Annotated in this window: 18 protein-coding genes; 10 read left to right on the top strand and 8 right to left on the bottom strand. The window is 52.5% G+C overall.

Features of this window, described 5'->3' with window-relative positions; all coding sequences use genetic code 11:
* The first annotated feature begins 19 nt into the window (after positions 1–19).
* The 5 genes from glpK to tpiA all read left to right on the top strand — a co-directional run bounded on the left by glpK (position 20) and on the right by tpiA (position 5,108).
* A complete protein-coding gene (gene glpK, locus GW590_RS21745; RefSeq protein ID WP_169405171.1) occupies positions 20–1,540 on the top strand; it encodes a glycerol kinase GlpK in 1,521 nt (506 codons plus the stop codon).
* A 145-nt stretch (positions 1,541–1,685) separates the two neighbouring features.
* Positions 1,686–2,696 carry a class II fructose-bisphosphatase gene (gene glpX, locus GW590_RS21740; protein WP_169405170.1) on the top strand — a complete coding sequence of 337 codons (1,011 nt, stop codon included), beginning with the start codon at positions 1,686–1,688 and terminating at the stop codon, positions 2,694–2,696.
* A gap of 120 nt (positions 2,697–2,816) precedes the next feature.
* Positions 2,817–3,563, top strand: a complete 747-nt coding sequence (gene fpr, locus GW590_RS21735) for a ferredoxin--NADP(+) reductase (protein ID WP_169405169.1) — start codon at positions 2,817–2,819, stop codon at positions 3,561–3,563.
* A gap of 26 nt (positions 3,564–3,589) precedes the next feature.
* A complete protein-coding gene (locus tag GW590_RS21730; RefSeq protein ID WP_169405168.1) occupies positions 3,590–4,195 on the top strand; it encodes a DUF1454 family protein in 606 nt (201 codons plus the stop codon).
* A gap of 148 nt (positions 4,196–4,343) precedes the next feature.
* A complete protein-coding gene (gene tpiA / locus GW590_RS21725) occupies positions 4,344–5,108 on the top strand; it encodes a triose-phosphate isomerase (RefSeq protein WP_169405167.1) in 765 nt (254 codons plus the stop codon).
* Between the two features lie 218 nt (positions 5,109–5,326).
* Here the strand turns inward: tpiA and GW590_RS21720 are convergent, their stop codons facing one another.
* From GW590_RS21720 to cpxP, 3 genes are all read right to left on the bottom strand, one after another.
* Positions 5,327–6,316: a sulfate ABC transporter substrate-binding protein gene (locus tag GW590_RS21720; RefSeq protein WP_169405166.1), complete on the bottom strand. Its 990-nt coding sequence runs from the start codon at positions 6,314–6,316 to the stop codon at positions 5,327–5,329.
* Between the two features lie 181 nt (positions 6,317–6,497).
* On the bottom strand, positions 6,498–7,460 hold the full coding sequence (pfkA, locus tag GW590_RS21715; RefSeq protein WP_169405165.1) for a 6-phosphofructokinase: 963 nt from the start codon (positions 7,458–7,460) through the stop codon (positions 6,498–6,500).
* A 502-nt stretch (positions 7,461–7,962) separates the two neighbouring features.
* Positions 7,963–8,460 carry a cell-envelope stress modulator CpxP gene (cpxP, locus tag GW590_RS21710; RefSeq protein ID WP_169405164.1) on the bottom strand — a complete coding sequence of 166 codons (498 nt, stop codon included), beginning with the start codon at positions 8,458–8,460 and terminating at the stop codon, positions 7,963–7,965.
* Positions 8,461–8,609: 149 nt separating this feature from the next.
* Here cpxP and cpxR point away from each other — a divergent pair, with 149 nt between their 5' ends.
* From cpxR to trmL, 3 genes are read left to right on the top strand one after another with little or no spacing between them, the layout of a single operon-like run.
* The gene (gene cpxR, locus GW590_RS21705; protein ID WP_169405163.1) at positions 8,610–9,311 is read left to right on the top strand and encodes an envelope stress response regulator transcription factor CpxR; all 702 of its coding nucleotides are present in this window, start codon (positions 8,610–8,612) and stop codon (positions 9,309–9,311) included.
* The gene (gene cpxA / locus GW590_RS21700; protein WP_169405162.1) at positions 9,308–10,678 is read left to right on the top strand and encodes an envelope stress sensor histidine kinase CpxA; all 1,371 of its coding nucleotides are present in this window, start codon (positions 9,308–9,310) and stop codon (positions 10,676–10,678) included. The genes cpxR and cpxA overlap by 4 nt, the downstream gene beginning before the upstream one ends.
* 47 nt (positions 10,679–10,725) lie before the next feature.
* On the top strand, positions 10,726–11,214 hold the full coding sequence (gene trmL / locus GW590_RS21695) for a tRNA (uridine(34)/cytosine(34)/5-carboxymethylaminomethyluridine(34)-2'-O)-methyltransferase TrmL (RefSeq protein WP_169405161.1): 489 nt from the start codon (positions 10,726–10,728) through the stop codon (positions 11,212–11,214).
* Between the two features lie 41 nt (positions 11,215–11,255).
* Here the strand turns inward: trmL and cysE are convergent, their stop codons facing one another.
* The 5 genes from cysE to GW590_RS21670 form a co-directional block, all read right to left on the bottom strand.
* A complete protein-coding gene (gene cysE, locus GW590_RS21690; protein WP_169405160.1) occupies positions 11,256–12,077 on the bottom strand; it encodes a serine O-acetyltransferase in 822 nt (273 codons plus the stop codon).
* A 103-nt stretch (positions 12,078–12,180) separates the two neighbouring features.
* Positions 12,181–13,200, bottom strand: a complete 1,020-nt coding sequence (gene gpsA / locus GW590_RS21685) for an NAD(P)H-dependent glycerol-3-phosphate dehydrogenase (RefSeq protein ID WP_169405159.1) — start codon at positions 13,198–13,200, stop codon at positions 12,181–12,183.
* Positions 13,200–13,670 carry a protein-export chaperone SecB gene (gene secB / locus GW590_RS21680; RefSeq protein ID WP_169405158.1) on the bottom strand — a complete coding sequence of 157 codons (471 nt, stop codon included), beginning with the start codon at positions 13,668–13,670 and terminating at the stop codon, positions 13,200–13,202. Before secB ends, gpsA begins: the two co-directional genes overlap by 1 nt.
* A 71-nt stretch (positions 13,671–13,741) precedes the next feature.
* Positions 13,742–13,990, bottom strand: coding sequence for a glutaredoxin 3 (gene grxC, locus GW590_RS21675; RefSeq protein WP_169405157.1), 249 nt, complete (start codon positions 13,988–13,990; stop codon positions 13,742–13,744).
* Between the two features lie 40 nt (positions 13,991–14,030).
* Positions 14,031–14,480 (bottom strand): rhodanese-like domain-containing protein, encoded by a 450-nt coding sequence (locus tag GW590_RS21670; protein WP_169405156.1) that lies wholly within the window; start codon positions 14,478–14,480, stop codon positions 14,031–14,033.
* A 316-nt stretch (positions 14,481–14,796) separates the two neighbouring features.
* Here GW590_RS21670 and gpmM point away from each other — a divergent pair, with 316 nt between their 5' ends.
* A complete protein-coding gene (gpmM, locus tag GW590_RS21665; RefSeq protein ID WP_169405155.1) occupies positions 14,797–16,341 on the top strand; it encodes a 2,3-bisphosphoglycerate-independent phosphoglycerate mutase in 1,545 nt (514 codons plus the stop codon).
* Positions 16,342–16,531: 190 nt separating this feature from the next.
* Positions 16,532–17,794 carry a murein hydrolase activator EnvC gene (gene envC, locus GW590_RS21660; RefSeq protein ID WP_169405154.1) on the top strand — a complete coding sequence of 421 codons (1,263 nt, stop codon included), beginning with the start codon at positions 16,532–16,534 and terminating at the stop codon, positions 17,792–17,794.
* The last annotated feature ends 2 nt before the right edge of the window (positions 17,795–17,796 follow it).

Below are 17,796 nucleotides of genomic sequence, written 5' to 3'. Positions count from 1 at the left end.
AACATTGCAGGACATAATTATGACGACTGACAAGACACACCAGAAAAAATATATCGTTGCCCTCGATCAGGGTACCACCAGCTCCCGCGCAGTGATCCTTGACCACGACGCCAATATCGTTAGCGTCTCACAGCGTGAATTCTCCCAGATCTATCCCAAGCCGGGCTGGGTTGAGCATGACCCAATGGAGATTTGGTCGTCACAGAGCTCAGTATTGGTGGAAGTGCTGGCCAAAGCCGATATTGATTCTGACCAAATCGCCGGTATTGGTATCACCAACCAGCGTGAAACTACTATCGTCTGGGAAAAAGAGAGCGGCAAACCGATTTATAACGCTATCGTCTGGCAGTGTCGCCGCACCGCAGATATCTGCGAGAAACTGAAAAATGACGGTATGGAAGAGTATATCCGTCATAATACCGGTCTGGTGGTTGACCCTTATTTCTCCGGCACCAAACTGAAATGGATCCTCGACCACGTAGAAGGTTCCCGTGAACGCGCCAAACGTGGCGAGTTGCTGTTCGGTACCGTCGACACCTGGCTGGTGTGGAAAATGACGCAGGGACGGGTACACGTCACCGATTATACCAATGCCTCGCGTACCATGATGTTCAATATCCACAGTCTGGAGTGGGATGAGCGCATGCTCGAAGCGCTGGATATTCCTCGCGAAATGCTGCCGGCAGTCCGTCCTTCCTCCGAGATTTACGGTCAAACGAACATTGGCGGTAAAGGCGGCACCCGTATTCCTATCGCCGGTATCGCCGGTGACCAGCAGGCGGCGCTGTATGGCCAGCTCTGCGTGCAACCGGGAATGGCGAAAAACACTTATGGAACAGGCTGCTTCCTGCTGATGAATACCGGCACCGAAGCGGTAGTTTCAAAAAATGGTCTGCTGACCACCATCGCCTGCGGCCCACGCGGCGAAGTCAACTATGCTCTGGAAGGGGCGGTGTTTGTGGCGGGTGCCTCTATCCAGTGGCTGCGCGATGAGCTGAAAATTATCAGCGATGCTGCCGACTCGGAGTATTTTGCCACGAAAGTAAAAGACACTAACGGCGTATACGTGGTCCCGGCCTTTACCGGTCTCGGTGCCCCTTATTGGGACCCGTATGCTCGAGGTGCCATTTTTGGCCTCAGCCGCGGTGCCAATAGTAACCATATTGTGCGCGCCACCCTAGAATCCATCGCCTATCAGACCCGTGATGTGCTCGATGCGATGCAGGCTGACTCAGGCGCTCGTTTGCAGTCGCTGCGCGTAGATGGTGGCGCAGTGGCCAATAACTTCCTGATGCAGTTCCAGTCCGATATTCTCGGCACCCGCGTAGAACGTCCGCTGGTGCGCGAAGTCACCGCACTGGGTTCGGCTTTCCTCGCCGGTCTGGCGGTCGGTTTCTGGAACGATCTGGAAGAAGTGCGCAGCAAGGCGACCATTGAGAAAGAGTTCCGCCCTGGCATTGAAACCACCGAGCGCAACTTCCGCTACAAAGGCTGGCAGAAAGCCGTGGCCCGCGTGCGCGCCTGGGAAGATCACGAATAACGACTCAACACTGACCGATCTCTTGCCCATCAAACTCCCCCCCAGCGGGGAGTTTTTCTTTTTTGCCCCCCTCGCTATGATAAACTTTACCGCCTGAGACGAGCCTGTGCTCTCCCCCCTCATTTTTCTCAACACGGATTTATCCATGAAACGTGAATTAGCTATCGAGTTCTCCCGCGTAACAGAAGCTGCCGCCCTTGCCGGTTACAAATGGCTGGGTCGTGGCGACAAAAATCTGGCCGATAACGCCGCCGTGCAGGCGATGCGCATTATGCTTAACAAGGTCGATATCGACGGTGAAATTGTTATTGGCGAAGGTGAGATTGATGAAGCGCCAATGCTCTATATCGGTGAGAAAGTGGGGACCGGGAAAGGGGATGCCGTCGATATCGCCGTTGATCCCATTGAAGGCACCCGTATGACCGCCATGGGCCAGGCCAATGCGCTGGCGGTGCTGGCCGTTGGCGATCGCGGTTCATTTCTCAATGCGCCCGATATGTATATGGAAAAACTGGTGGTTGGCCCGGCAGCAAAAGGCAGCATTAATCTCGATTTGCCGCTGGCGGAAAACCTGCGCAATATTGCTGCCTGCATGAATAAACCTCTGGATGAACTTACCGTTTCCATTTTGGCCAAACCGCGCCATGACGACATTATTCGCGAAATGCAAAGCCTCGGTGTACGGGTATTTGCTTTCCCGGACGGTGATGTGGCCGCGACAATCCTCACCTGTATGCCGGAAAGTGAAGTCGATGTGGTGTATGGCATTGGCGGCGCACCGGAAGGGGTGATCTCGGCGGCGGTGATCCGCGCGATGGACGGCGATATGCAGGGCCGTTTACTGGCAAGGCATCATGTCAAAGGCGATACCCCGGAAAACCGCAGACTGGGTGAAGACGAGCTGGCGCGCTGCAAGCAGATGGGCATTGAAGCAGGCAAAGTGTTGCAGCTCGATGATATGGCGCGCAATGATAACGTTATTTTTTCCGCGACCGGCATTACCCAGGGAGACCTGCTGGCGGGTATCAGCCGTCAGGGAAATCTGGCCACCACCGAGACACTGCTGATCCGCGGTAAATCTCGTACCATTCGCCGTATCCGCTCAACCCATTATCTTGACCGCAAAGACCCGGCGCTACACAACCTGATTATCTAGGCCAGTCTATCAGGCAAGCGCTCTCGCCTGCCTGATAACATTTAATCGATAATTCTTCTGTAGAATATGGAATAACATCAGCCAGTAATATCAATCCTTAACCTAGCGGAGTGAGAATCGATGGCTGAATGGGTAACAGGTAAAGTGACAAAGGTGGAACACTGGACAGATAACTTGTTCAGCATCGTTGTTAATGCTCCCGTCAACAGTTTTGCTGCCGGACAATACGCCAAACTGTCGCTGGAAATTGAGGGTGAACGGGTACAACGTGCCTACTCCTTTGTGAATGCACCGAGCAATAGCAACCTGGAATTTTATCTGGTGACCGTGCCAGAGGGTAAACTCAGCCCGCGGCTACATGCGATGCAGCCAGGTGCAGAAATTCAGATCACCAAAGACGCTGCCGGCTTTTTTGTTATCGACGAAGTCCCGGAATGCGATACCCTCTGGATGCTGGCCACCGGCACCGCCATCGGCCCTTTCCTGTCGATATTGCAGGAAGGCAAAGGCCTTGAACGCTTCAAAAATATTGTACTGGTCCATGCCGCGCGTTTTGCCGCAGACCTGAGCTACCTGCCGCTGATGCAACAGTTGCAACAGCGCTATAACGGCAAACTGCATATCCAGACCGTGGTCAGCCGTGAACAGACCCCGGGTTCCCTTAGCGGACGCGTACCGGCGCTGATTGCCGACGGTTCGCTGGAAAGCGCCGTCGGATTGAAGATGGATGCCAGCGACAGCCATATCATGCTGTGCGGCAACCCGCAGATGGTGCGCGATACGCAGCTGATCCTGAAAGAAAGCCGCGATATGCGTAAACATTTACGCAGAAAACCCGGTCATATGACCAGTGAGCATTACTGGTAAACATGGCGACAGAAAAGACGTAACTTATGAGACAAATTTTCCCTTTGCAGCTGGCATCCGCGCTACTGTTGCTGATCCTCGGCAGCAGCATGGTCCTGGCCGATCCCCCCCAGGAACGTCCTGCTAACGAGGAGGTTCCCAAAGCGCCCTATCTGATGCCGGGCGCGCCAACGTTTGAAATGACGCTGGTGAATTTTCGCGAAAAATATAATGCTGCCAACCCGACGCAGCAAATTGGTGAATTCCGCGCCATCCCCGATAAAACGGACAGTGCGCTGTTGACGCGCGCCGCCAGCAAAATCAACGAAGATCTCTACGCCTCCACTGCGCTGGAAAAAGGCACCGGCAAAATTAAAAGCCTGCAGATCACCTATTTGCCCATCAAAGGACCGGATGAAAAGGTCGCCCATGCCACGGCAATAAGTTATATGGCCAACCTTATCCGCCAGTTTGACGCCACCCTGACCCCCGCGCAAAGCCAGGACAAAATCAATAACCTGCTGGATAAAGGCAAGGGCATGCAGTTTTATCAGCAACAGGTCGGGGCAATACGCTATGTGATTGCCGACAATGGCGAGAAAGGCCTGACTCTGGCGGTAGAACCGGTAAAACTGGCGTTGTCTGAACCTTAATCGCCAACGGTTAACAGGATGCGGCGCGCCATTTAATGACGAAAAGCAAAGCCTTTCGGTTTAATCCTCTCTATACTGTTTAGCAGGTAATCTGCCGGTTTGGCAGAAATTTTAATCGACAATCGCGTCCCCTTTTGGAGGAAAATACATGCGACATCCATTAGTGATGGGTAACTGGAAACTGAACGGCAATACCCACATGGTTAACGAACTGATCGCCGCTTTGCGTGCAGAGCTGAGCACCGTTGAAGGCTGTGGCGTTGCCATCGCACCACCGGAAGTGTATCTGTCTCAGGCAAAACATGCGCTGTCAGGCAGCCGTATCGTGCTGGGTGCCCAGAACGTTGACAGCAACCTGTCAGGTGCTTTTACCGGTGAAATTTCTGCCGATATGCTGAAAGATGTTGGTGCAAAATACATCATTATCGGTCACTCAGAACGTCGTACTTATCACAAAGAAAGCGATGAGTTGATTGCCAAGAAATTTGGCGTTCTGAAAGCCGCAGGTCTGACTCCAGTGCTGTGCATTGGTGAAACCGACGCAGAAAACGAAGCGGGTCAAACCCAGGCCGTTTGCGCCAAACAACTCGACGCCGTACTGTCGACTCTGGGTGCAGAAGCGTTCCAGGGCGCGGTTATCGCCTATGAACCTGTTTGGGCTATCGGTACTGGCAAATCAGCGACCCCTGCTCAGGCACAAGCGGTTCACAAATTTATCCGTGACCATATTGCCAAACAAGACGCTGCTGTGGCTGAACAAGTCATTATCCAGTACGGCGGTTCTGTTAATGCTGCCAATGCAGCAGAGCTGTTCACTCAGCCAGACATCGATGGTGCACTGGTCGGTGGCGCTTCACTGAAAGCCGACGCCTTTGCAGTTATCGTCAAAGCGGCCGCTGCTGCCAAAGCCTGATTAATCGCTGATTATTTAGGCTAATAAAAAACCCCGCGCTGCGGGGTTTCAGACTGCTGACAAAGTCCGTTATTAGGGAGAGTGCACCGTTGGGGTCGTAGCGGGCTTGCCCGCCGGAGCGCCCCTAGGTGTGCTATGCCCGGGTATCTCGCTCATCAAGACGACTTGGTCATCAAACTCAAACCCCGCGCTGCGGGGTTTTTTTATCCTTTGTCCACTTAGCGCTTATTGATCTCGTCGTAGACGCCGCCGTTGGCAAAGTGATCTTTTTGCGCAGCGGTCCAGCCACCGGCAACCTGCTCAACGGTATAGAGTTTAATCGCCGGGAATTGCGCGGCAAATTTCTTGGCAATTGCCGGGTCGCGCGGACGATAGTAGTTTTCAGCAGCAATCGTCTGGCCTTCTGGCGAATATTCGTATTTCAGGTAAGCATCCGCCACTTCGCGCGTTCCGCGTTTATCAACAACCTTGTCGACCACTGAAACGCTGGGTTCTGCCAGAATGGATTCACTTGGGTAGACCACTTCAAACTTGCCTTTGCCAAGTACTTTGTCCGCCAACTGCGCATCGTTTTCCCAGGAAATCAGCACATCACCAATGCCACGCTCAACAAAAGTATTGGTTGCGCCGCGAGCACCGGAATCCTGAACTTCGACATTCTTAAACAATGCACGCAGGAAATCCGTTGCCTTGGCTTTGTCATTGTTGTTGTGATGCAGGGCATAACCCCAGGCTGCCAGATAGTTCCAACGGGCACCGCCGGAGGTTTTCGGATTTGGCGTGATCACCGAAACACCCGGTTTGATTAAATCTGACCAGTCGTGAATACCTTTAGGATTGCCTTTACGCACTAAAAACACAATCGTCGAGGTGTAAGGCGCGGAGTTATCCGGCAAGCGGGTGATCCAGTCTTTGTTAATACGACCACGTTCAGCAATAGCATCGACATCCGACTGCAACGCCAGGGTGACCACATCAGCTTCAATGCCGTTGATTACCGAGGTCGCCTGCTTACCGGAACCACCATGGGATTGACGCACGGTCACCGTATCACCGGTTTTGGCCTGCCAGTATTTACTGAACGCTTTATTGTACTGCTCATAAAGCTCACGCGTTGGGTCATAAGAAACATTGAGGATTTGGATATCTTTAGCTATCGCCCCCGCTGTCACCAGTATTAATGCCAAACCTACAGCCAATTTCCGCATTGCTTCTCTCCCGGCGAGTGATTTTAGTCAGATTGATTCATTGAATCAGTTTGATAAAGCCTGCCAGAGAAAGAGAAAACTAATAAAGAATAAAAAAGTTCTATCTATTCACTTTTGGAATATGACATCGCCGGGCGTAAAAAAGCCCTCACGGTGGAGGGCTGATTTGGCAACGCGACGATTAATAGAGTTTTTTCGCCGTTTCCCACATTTCGGTTTTAAACGGACGCTTCATATTTTCGATGGCATCAATGATGTCATGATGCACCAGCTTCTCGTTCTGCACACCGACGCAGCGACCACCGTAGCCCTGCAACAGCAGTTCGATGGAGTAGGCACCCATACGTGACGCCAGAATACGGTCATAAGCCACCGGCGCACCACCACGTTGAATATGTCCCAGAACCGTAGCGCGGGTTTCGCGTTTGGTTTCTGTTTCAATATGACGTGCCAAATCGGCGATATCGCAGATATGCTCGGTAATGGCTACGATAGCGTGTTTTTTGCCTTTGGCGATGCCGCCTTTGATTTCTTCAACCAAATCATCGCGGTTAAATTCAACTTCAGGGATAACGATAAATTCGCAACCACCAGCGATAGCCGCCGACATGGTCAAATCACCGCAGTAACGGCCCATCACTTCGACGATGGAGATACGCTGATGCGAAGAAGAAGTATCGCGCAGACGGTCAATCGCCTCAACAACGGTTTCCAGAGCGGTGAAATAACCGATGGTGTAGTCGGTACCGGCCACATCGTTATCGATGGTACCTGGCAGACCAATACATGGGAAACCCATCTCGGTCAGACGCTTGGCACCCATATAAGAACCGTCGCCACCAATAACCACCAGGGCATCGATACCGCGATTCTTCATGTTCTCAATTGCTTTGCCGCGTACCGCTTCATCACGGAATTCAGGGAAACGAGCTGAACCCAGGAAGGTACCACCGCGGTTGATAACATCTGAAACGCTGTAACGATCAAGCTGCTTCATGCGGTCTTCATACAGTCCAAGGTAGCCGTCGTAGACACCGAAAACCTCAAGGCCTTCCGTTAGTGCCGCGCGCACCACGCCACGTATCGCCGCATTCATGCCTGGGGCATCGCCGCCACTTGTCAGTACACCGATTTTTTTGATCATGACTACCTCTGAACTTGTAGATGCAATTTCTTAAGAATTCTTGAGCATACCTGCCACACCTGGCCCTTGGGGCAATGTTTCAGGATCTTTGCTTCGATGCTCAAATCATATAACACAATGCTAAAACTGAATTGATTCAGGTCAGCTCGATCCGCTTAATTAAGAGCTGTTCACTGCAATTTACCGTCTGGCTCCGATTATACAAGTCTCGCGTTACAAACCTTATAGGGAAATTAAAGTTCTTTGAGAAGCGACTGAATTTTGTCAGCAATAGGGCCGTATGCTCTAAGAATAGCACTGTTCATCACGACATCTGACTGATAACGCAACATATCTGTTGCATAGTGTTAAAAAACAGATTTTCTGCCGAAATGCAAAGCGTTGCGGAAAAGCGATCGAGGCGGGGCGTAAAATGGCAAACACCCTGTTGACGGCAAAAAAAACCCCACCTCGAAGGTGGGGAAAGACAGGGATGGTGTCTATGGCAAGGAAAAGCAGAGATTTACTCGTTACTATTACTACTTGGCTTCTGGGCAGAAGTCGGTTGTACACCAGAAAGTTGCGCGGATAGCTGTTGCATACGCTGCTCATGTTTCTGGTTTAGCACATTTTTCTGTTCCGGGGTCAGGAGGTTAAACATCAGGTTACGTATGCGGGCCATTTCTATCTGGCGGTCCACCTGTTCCTGCGCTATTTTCTCCGCCTGAGCTCGCACAGCGGTTTGATCAAAATGTTCTGCGGTCACCAGCTTATGCATGGTTTCCATTTGTTCTAAATTAACCTGCGGCGCGTCTTTACGAGCCTGATGCATAAGATCACGCATTTGTTGGCGTTGCTGTTCGGTAAGATTAATTCCATCGAACATCGTGTTACGTCTATCCAACATATTGCCATCATGAGCTAAAGTATCTGCAGGCACCAATTTCGCGCTTTCAGCCAAGGCTACACTTGAACTAAGTGACAGCATTGAGGCCATAAGCATTGCAGCCACCTTACTCATCACGAACTCCTATATCATTTCGCTTAACGCGAATCATTGAAAAGCAGTCTAACCCTGGAGCTGCAAACTAGCGTCAGTGCATGTAAAACTACGTAAAGTCATGGAATAGCGGCAATTGATGACGTATTTTGCGTCTAGAGGTAAACACAATGAATAAAATTTTGTTAGTTGATGACGATCGTGAACTGACTTCACTGTTGAAAGAATTGCTTGAAATTGAAGGATTCAGCGTTGTTGTTGCCAATGACGGCGAACAAGGGCTGGAGAAACTCGACGCCAGCATCGAATTAATATTGCTCGACGTAATGATGCCAAAGAAAAATGGTATCGAAACCCTGAAAGATTTACGCCAGCGCCATCAGACGCCGGTGATTATGCTCACCGCCCGTGGCAGCGAGCTGGATAAGGTTCTCGGCCTTGAACTGGGGGCGGATGACTACTTGCCCAAGCCGTTCAACGATCGTGAACTGGTGGCGCGTATACGTGCCATGCTGCGTCGTTCCAACTGGAGTGAACAGCAACAGGCGGGGGAACATAATAGTTCACCCAATCTCGAAGTGGACGGACTACAGCTTAATCCGGGTCGCCAGGAGGCCAGCTTTGACGGGCAACCGCTGGATCTGACCGGTACCGAATTTACCCTGTTGTATCTGCTGGCCAAGCATCTTGGGCAGGTAGTATCGCGTGAGCATCTCAGCCAGGAAGTGCTGGGCAAACGCCTGACGCCTTTTGACCGGGCTATCGATATGCATATTTCCAATCTGCGTCGTAAGCTGCCGGACCGCCAGGATGGTCATCCGTGGTTTAAAACGCTGCGTGGCCGCGGCTATCTGATGGTATCAGCTACATGATCAACAGCCTTACCGCGCGCATATTTGCCATCTTCTGGTTCACGCTCGCGCTGGTGCTTATGTTGGTCCTGATGGTCCCCAAGCTCGACTCGCGCCAACTGACCCCGTTGCTTGACAGTGAGCAACGGCAAGGGTTAATGATTGAGCAGCATGTCGAAGCCGAACTGGCTGGCGATCCGGCCAATGACCTGATGTGGTGGCGCAGGCTGTTTCGGGCCATAGACAAATGGGCGCCACCGGGCCAGCGGCTCTTGCTGGTTACCAGCGAAGGCCGGGTTATTGGTGCACAGCGCAACGAAATGCAGATCGTGCGTAATTTTATCGGCCAGTCTGATAATTCCGACCGTCCCAAGAAAAAGAAATATGGCCGCGTTGAAATGGTCGGCCCCTTTGCCGTCCGTGATGGTGAAGACAACTATCAGCTCTACCTGATCCGCCCGTCGGGCAGCGCTCAGTCCGACTTTATCAACCTGATGTTTGACCGCCCGTTGCTATTGCTGATTGTGACGATGTTAATCAGTTCTCCTCTGCTGCTATGGCTGGCCTGGAGCCTGGCCAAACCGGCGCGTAAACTGAAAAACGCCGCCGACGATGTGGCACGCGGCAACCTTAAACAGCACCCCGAACTGGAATCCGGGCCACAGGAATTTCTGGCCACCGGTGCCAGCTTTAATCAGATGGTCAGTGCGCTGGAACGTATGGTAACCGCACAGCAGCGGCTGATTTCCGATATTTCCCATGAACTGCGCACCCCGTTGACGCGTTTGCAGTTGGCCACGGCGCTGCTGCGCCGTCGACATGGCGAAGGCAAAGAGCTGCAACGTATCGAAACCGAAGCCCAGCGGCTGGATGGCATGATCAACGATTTGCTGGTGCTCTCCCGCAGTCAGCACAAAAATGAGCTGACTCGCGAGCAGTTAAAAGCCAACGAGCTGTGGGCCGACGTTATTGATAATGCGCAGTTTGAAGCCGAGCAGATGGGCAAAACCCTGGAGGTGACCGCACCGCCTGGGCCATGGAAAATCATTGGCAACCCCAACGCCCTCGACAGTGCGCTGGAAAACATTGTTCGCAATGCCTTGCGCTATTCCCATCATCATATTGCGGTCAACTTTACCGCCGACAGTGAAGGGATCACCATCATGGTTGACGATGATGGTCCTGGGGTCAGCGAAGAAGATCGCGAACAGATTTTCCGCCCTTTCTACCGTACAGACGAAGCGCGAGATCGCGAGTCAGGCGGCACAGGTTTGGGGCTGGCGATTGTGGAAACGGCAGTACAGCAGCATCGTGGTTGGGTAAGAGCCGAGGACAGTCCGTTGGGCGGTTTGCGGCTGATTATCTGGCTGCCGCTGCAGCAACGCTGAGATTCTGTTATTCTGCGTCCCTCATGAGAGAGAGGGGCGCGAGCCGCATGCTTAACATCATTTTATTCGAACCAGAAATCCCACCGAACACCGGTAACATTATTCGCCTTTGTGCCAATACCGGCTGCCAGTTACATCTGATTAAACCTATGGGTTTTGCCTGGGATGACAAACGGCTACGCCGTGCGGGGCTGGACTATCACGAATTCGCTCATATCAAGCATCATGACAACTATGAGGCGTTTCTGGCCAGCGAAACCCCTGCCCGCCTGTTTGCCCTGACCACCAAGGGGACACCGGCGCACAGCGCGGTTGCCTATCAGCAAAATGATTATTTGCTGTTTGGCCCGGAGACACGGGGTTTGCCCGCAACAATCCTCGATAATCTGCCGCCGGAGCAAAAAATTCGCATCCCAATGCAGGCCGAAAGTCGCAGCATGAATTTATCCAACGCCGTATCGGTAGTAGTGTACGAAGCCTGGAGGCAATTGGGCTATCCGGGGGCGCTAATTAAAACGCTGCCGGGCAATCTTTAAGAAAAAAGCAGAAACGGCATGCGAACGCCTGCCGTTAACAATCAAATCCCGTCGCCAAACTCAAAACCCTGATTAATCCCGTTAAAGTGCTGGTTCATATCCATTGAAGGTTTTTCGCTTTCCGGACGCCCGACGATACGCGCAGGTACGCCAGCGGCGGTGGTATGCGCGGGTACAGACTGCAAGACCACTGAACCGGCACCTATTTTCGCACCTACGCCGACCTCGATATTGCCAAGGATTTTCGCCCCGGCACCAATCATCACACCTTCACGAATTTTGGGATGACGATCGCCAACGGTTTTGCCGGTCCCGCCGAGAGTGACCGATTGCAGGATGGAGACATCGTTCTCTACCACCGCCGTTTCGCCGATCACAATGCCGGTGGCATGGTCGAGCATAATGCCACAGCCAATACGTGCGGCAGGATGAATATCGACGCCAAAGGAGACGGAGATCTGGTTCTGAAAATAGATTGCCAGTGCCTTGCGGTCCTGCTTCCACAACCAGTTGCCAATGCGATAGGCCTGCAGCGCGTGAAAACCTTTCAGGTACAGCAGCGGCGTAGAGAATTGATCAACGGCAGCATCGCGGGAATGCACGGCCAGAATGTCACGGGCCGCCGACAGCGTCATTTGCGCGTCGTTACGGTACGCCTCTTCCACCACTTCACGGATAGCGATGGCGGGCATAATCGGATTGCCCAGTTTATTGGCCAGAATATAGCTCAGCGCGCTGCCAAGATTTTCGTGTTTAAGTAATGTCGCATGGAAAAAGCTCGCCAGCATAGGTTCACACTCAGCCAGCGCTCTCGCCTCTGATTTTATGTTGTTCCAGACCAGTTCCAACTCTTCTGACGACATCACTTTTCCTTACAGCCAATAAAATAAAGGGCAGTTCCCTTTATCTTTCAAGTAACAGAAAACCTGCCGGCAGATCTTGCCGGCGGGCAAACAGTATGAGGTATCAGCGGCTGGTCAGTTCGTCTTTACTGGCTCGAGCCAGCAAACTGGTTGCCGCTTCTCGCGCGTCTTTACCGTTGTACAGCACCTGAAAGATTTGTTCGGTAATGGGCATTTCAACGTTAAAACGCTGCGCCAGGGCACGAACTTCTTTGGTATTACGATAACCTTCAACCACCTGGCCTATCTGATCCTGAGCACTCTGCACATCGTGCCCCTGTCCCAGCATGATACCAAAGCGACGATTACGGGATTGGTTATCGGTACAGGTTAGCACCAAATCGCCTAACCCTGCCATGCCCATAAAAGTAGAAGGTGAAGCCCCTAATGCCGTTCCCAGACGGCTCATTTCAGCCAGTCCACGGGTAATTAACGCCGTGCGGGCGTTGGCACCAAAACCAATGCCGTCGGACATGCCGGCACCAATGGCGATAACGTTTTTCACGGCACCGCCAAGCTGAACGCCAATGAAATCGGGATTACTGTAGACGCGGAAGCTTTTGCCGCAGTGCAGCAATTGCTGCAGGTCTTCGGCAAACTGGGCATCGGTGGAAGCCAGGGCAATGGCGGTTGGCAAGCCCGCGGCCAGCTCTTTGGCAAAGGTCGGTCCGGACACCACGGCCAGAGGAATAGTGTCACCCAGGGCTTCGCGCGCGACGTCCTGTAACAGACGCCCCGTTTCTGCCTCCAGACCCTTGGTGGCCCAGACAATACGCGCATCGGCACGCAAGAAAGGTTTGATTTGTCGTAGCACATCGCCAAAAACGTGGCTTGGTACTACCACCAGCACATCGCGACTTGCCGCAATAGCTGCCGCAAGGTCTGTTTCCAGAATCAAGGTTTCAGGAAAAGTGACATCAGGCAAAAATGCCTGATTGCAACGAGCAGCCTGCAATGCCTGAATGTGCGCAGCGTTATGACCCCACAGCACCACAGAGTGGCCATTTCTGGCGAGGGTAATGGCTAAAGCGGTGCCGTACGAGCCGGCACCGATAACGGTCATTGAAGCATTGACAGTTTTCATCAGGCATCCTGATGTGGCTGTGCACCTTCGGTTTCTGACTGCTGTTGCAGATAATTCATAAACAGCGCGTCAAAATTTACCGGTGCCAGATTGAGTTGCGGGAAGGTGCCGCGTGAAACCAGGCTGGTGATGCACTCACGCGCGTATGGGAACAGAATATTCGGGCAATATGCACCCAGGCAATGCGCCATCTGAGTACCATCAATACCATCGATAGAGAAGATGCCGCCTTGCTGAACTTCGCACAGGAATGCTGTTTCTTCGCCAACGCTCGCAGTCACGGTCACACGCAGGACAACTTCAAATACGCCTTCGGCCAATTGGCTGGAAGCGGTGTCCAAATCCAGTTTGATCTCCGGTTCCCACTCTTTCTGAAAAACCTGCGGTGCGTTTGGAGCTTCAAAAGAGATGTCTTTGGTATAGATACGTTGGATCTGGAAAGTCATCTCTGTGTTGTTCTGTTCTGACATGAAAAAATTACCCTTAAGTTAATTATAGTCCTTGTTAACACCCGCCTTTATACGCAAAAGCGCGCCCTCTGCTAAAGCAGAGGATCAAGACCACCACGAGCATCGAGTGCGTGTAAATCGTCGCAGCCACCAATGTGCTGTCCGTCGATAAATATTTGAGGAACAGTAGTACGGCCACTGCGTGCGATCATCACTTCACGCTGTTGAGCATCACCATCGATGGCAATTTCGCTAAAGGCTGCGCCCTTGCTGTTGAGCAAGGCTTTGGCACGATGGCAATAAGGACAGGTCGCTTTGGTGAAGATTTCAATCTTAGCCATATCACACCTCAGAATCATGTAGTTGGGATAGAGAGTATTCTTACTTGCCGCGAGCCAATGGCAGATTTTCACCGCTCCAGCCTGCAATGCCTTCTTTCAGGGTGTAAACACGCTCAAAACCGGCGGTGACCAGACCTTCTGCGGCAGCACGGGAAGTTTGACCATTGGCACAGACAACAATCACTGGCTGCGCTTTATGTTTGGCCACTTCGGCCAGATTGTTGCTTTTAATGTCTGCAGTCAGCAGATTGACCGACGTGGAAATATGACCTTTGCGGAACTCTTCACGCGCACGCACATCCACAACCACGGCATCTTCTTTATTAATCAGACGCGTCGCTTCGCCGCGGGTGATCTCTTTGACTTTGGAAAAACGTGCTTTGACCGTGGTAAAAATCACGGCAATCAGCAGGGCAACCCACGCCAGGCTCAGAACCGGGTGCGCGCTAATAAATGGCATAATGTCTTGCAGGGGTAGAATGTCTTGCATGGGGTGTAGCAACTCCCGACAGTTAAGGGAAAAATCAAGGCTAACGAGTATACCCTGCGGATGGCGCAATTACAGCCCGAATGCGCCGCCTATTACCATAAACTGAGGCATATCCCGAAAAAATCAAGGGAGCATTCCTTAAAATAATCCCGGACATTGCGCTTACTTTGATCTCCCTGCGCTATTCTCCTTTGCGCGCTGATATAGAATTTGCCAGCAAAAGTGGGAATAGCCGCGCAGATCTGCTCTGCATGCGCAACTGACGCCTTCTGCGAGCCTATTCAACATTTAAACTTATCAAGTAGAGGGTATTGCAATGTCGGGTAACAAAAAACCAATGGTTCTGGTGATCCTTGATGGCTACGGATATCGCGAAGAACAACAAGATAATGCGGTGCTCAATGCACAAACGCCGGTTATGGATAAACTGTGGCAAACCTGTCCCCACACGCTGATTGCCGCTTCCGGCCTCGATGTCGGCTTGCCTGACGGGCAAATGGGCAACTCGGAAGTCGGCCACGTCAATCTGGGTGCCGGTCGTATCGTTTATCAGGATCTGACCCGTCTCGACAAAGAAATCAAAGAAGGCGAGTTCTTTGCCAACCCAACGCTGGTCGGCGCAGTCGATCGCGCGGTAGCCGCCGGCAAAGCGGTGCATATCATGGGTCTGCTGTCCGCAGGTGGCGTTCACAGCCATGAAGATCACATTATGGCCATGGTCGAACTGGCCCAGCGTCGTGGTGCCAAAGCCGTCTATTTGCATGCATTCCTCGATGGCCGCGACACGCCGCCACGCAGCGCAAAAAGTGCGTTGCAACGCTTTAGTGACAAATTCGCAGCACTGGGCTGTGGTCGTATCGCGACGATCATTGGCCGCTATTACGCCATGGACCGCGACAACCGCTGGGACCGCGTGCAACTGGCTTATGATCTGATGACCCAGTCGAAAGGCGCTTTCCACAGCGATAACGCCGTGCAGGCACTGGAAGCCGCCTACGCCCGTGACGAAAACGACGAATTTGTTAAACCGACCGTGATCCAGGCCGCCGGCGAAGCCGATGCCAGCCTTAATGACGGTGACGCGCTGGTCTTTATGAACTTCCGCGCCGACCGTGCACGCCAGATCACCCGCGCCTTTGTTGAAAAAGAGTTTGACGGCTTTGCCCGTGAAAAAGTGATCAACTTTGGTGATTTCATTATGTTGACCGAATACGCTGCCGACATTTCTGCCGCTTGCGCTTATCCACCGGCTTCGCTGAAAAACACCCTCGGCGAATGGCTGATGGATCATCAGAAAACGCAACTGCGTATCTCGGAAACCGAAAAATACGCTCACGTGACTTTCTTCTTTAATGGTGGACTGGAACAACCTTTCACCGGCGAAGAACGTATTCTGATCAAATCACCAAACGTGGCAACCTACGATCTGCAGCCTGAGATGAGCTCTGCCGAGCTGACCGACAAACTGCTGACCGCCATTGCCAGCGGTAAATATGACGCCATCATCTGTAACTACCCTAACGGCGATATGGTTGGCCATACCGGTATCTACGATGCAGCGATTAAAGCGGTAGAAACCCTGGATAGCTGTATTGCCAAGGTTGTCGATGCAGTGAAAGCCGTCGATGGTCAGTTGCTGATCACCGCCGACCACGGCAATGCCGAGCAAATGCGCGATCCGCAAACCGGTCAGGCACACACTGCCCATACCAGCCTGCCCGTTCCATTGATCTACGTCGGTAAAGCGGCCGATGCCATCGAAGGCGGTAAATTATCTGATATTGCCCCGACCATGCTGTCGCTGATGGGCATGCCAGTACCGGCAGAAATGAGCGGCAAACCGCTGTTCATTACCAAATAGTCGACGCCAGGTCGCCAACCGGCGGGGCTTTGCCGCCGGTGAATACCTGACGAAAACAACCTATTTAAGGTGTATCAGCCACGGCTGGTACGCCTTTTTTGTTTGTGCATCAGCCTGTTGATTAGTGCTACGATAAAGGCTCACGTGATCAGATTGTCTATCATCCCTGGGTCGGCAAGCGGAAAAAAGTTTGAGCAAATCTATTTATTTTAGTTTGATGAGAAAAGTCCTGTCCGGTACAGCACTGATCGTCTGTGGCGTCCTGCTGGTTCAGCCACGGATCGCTTTTGCCGATGAAACCAAGGACCAACTCAAAGACATTCAGCAAAGCATCGCCGATAAAGAAAGAAGCGTTCGCGCGCAAAAGCTGCAACGTGGATCCCTGCTTGAACAATTGAAATCACAAGAAAAAACCATCTCGGCTGCCAGCCGCACCCTGCGTGCAACCGAGCTGACTCTGGCCGGGTTAAACAAAGATATTAGCGGCCTGAACGCCTCGATCGACAAACTGCAAAAACAGCAAAAGAGCCAGGAGAGCATTCTCGCCAAACAGCTCGATGCCGCCTTCCGATTAGGCAAACAGAACGGACTGCAACTGGTGTTAAGCGGAGAAGAGAGTCAGCGCAGCGAACGTCTGCTGGCCTATTTTGGCTATTTTAATCAGCAGCGTCAGGAGAATATCGAGGCGCTAAAAAAGACGCGCAGCGACCTGGCGGAACAACGCGTCACCCTGCAATCTAAGCTGGTAGAGCAGAAATCGGTGCTCGCGGCGCAACAGAGCCAGCAGGAAAAACTCGAGCAGGCGCTGGGGGCTCGGCAAAAAACCTTAACCTCGCTGGAATCAGCTTTACAGAAAGATGAAGAAAGCCTGGTGGAGCTGCGTGCCAACGAAACCCGACTACAGGATAAAATCGCCGCCGCCGAGCGCGCAGCACGCGCACGTGCCGAACAGGAAGCCCGCGAGGCAGCTGCGGTTAAACAAAAAGAACAGCAGGCCAAATCCAAGGGTTCCACCTACAAACCGACGCAAAGCGAACAGTCTTTGGTGTCGCGTACCGGCGGCCTTGGCCGGGCGGCAGGACAAAATATCTGGCCGGTCCACGGCTCGATACAACACCGATTTGGTGAACAGCTCCAGGGCGAACTGCGCTGGAAAGGCATGGTGATCGCCGCTCGCGCTGGCACTGATGTCAAGGCCATCGCCGATGGACGCGTACTGCTGGCAGACTGGTTACAGGGTTATGGGCTGGTTGTGGTGATCGATCACGGCAAGGGCGACATGAGTTTGTACGGCTATAATCAGAGCTCACTGGTCAATATTGGCGAGCAGGTGAAAGCCGGTCAGCCAATTGCCCAAGTGGGTACCAGCGGTGGTCAAGGTCAGCCGGGCCTCTATTTCGAAATTCGTCGGCAGGGTCAGGCCGTTAACCCACAGCCGTGGTTGGGAAGATAACA

Source organism: Rouxiella aceris, from assembly GCF_012933545.1.
In the GTDB taxonomy this organism is placed as follows: Bacteria; Pseudomonadota; Gammaproteobacteria; order Enterobacterales; family Enterobacteriaceae; genus Rouxiella; species Rouxiella aceris.
Note: the sequence above shows the minus strand (reverse complement) of the source record. Positions and strands in the feature narration are given on the sequence as shown.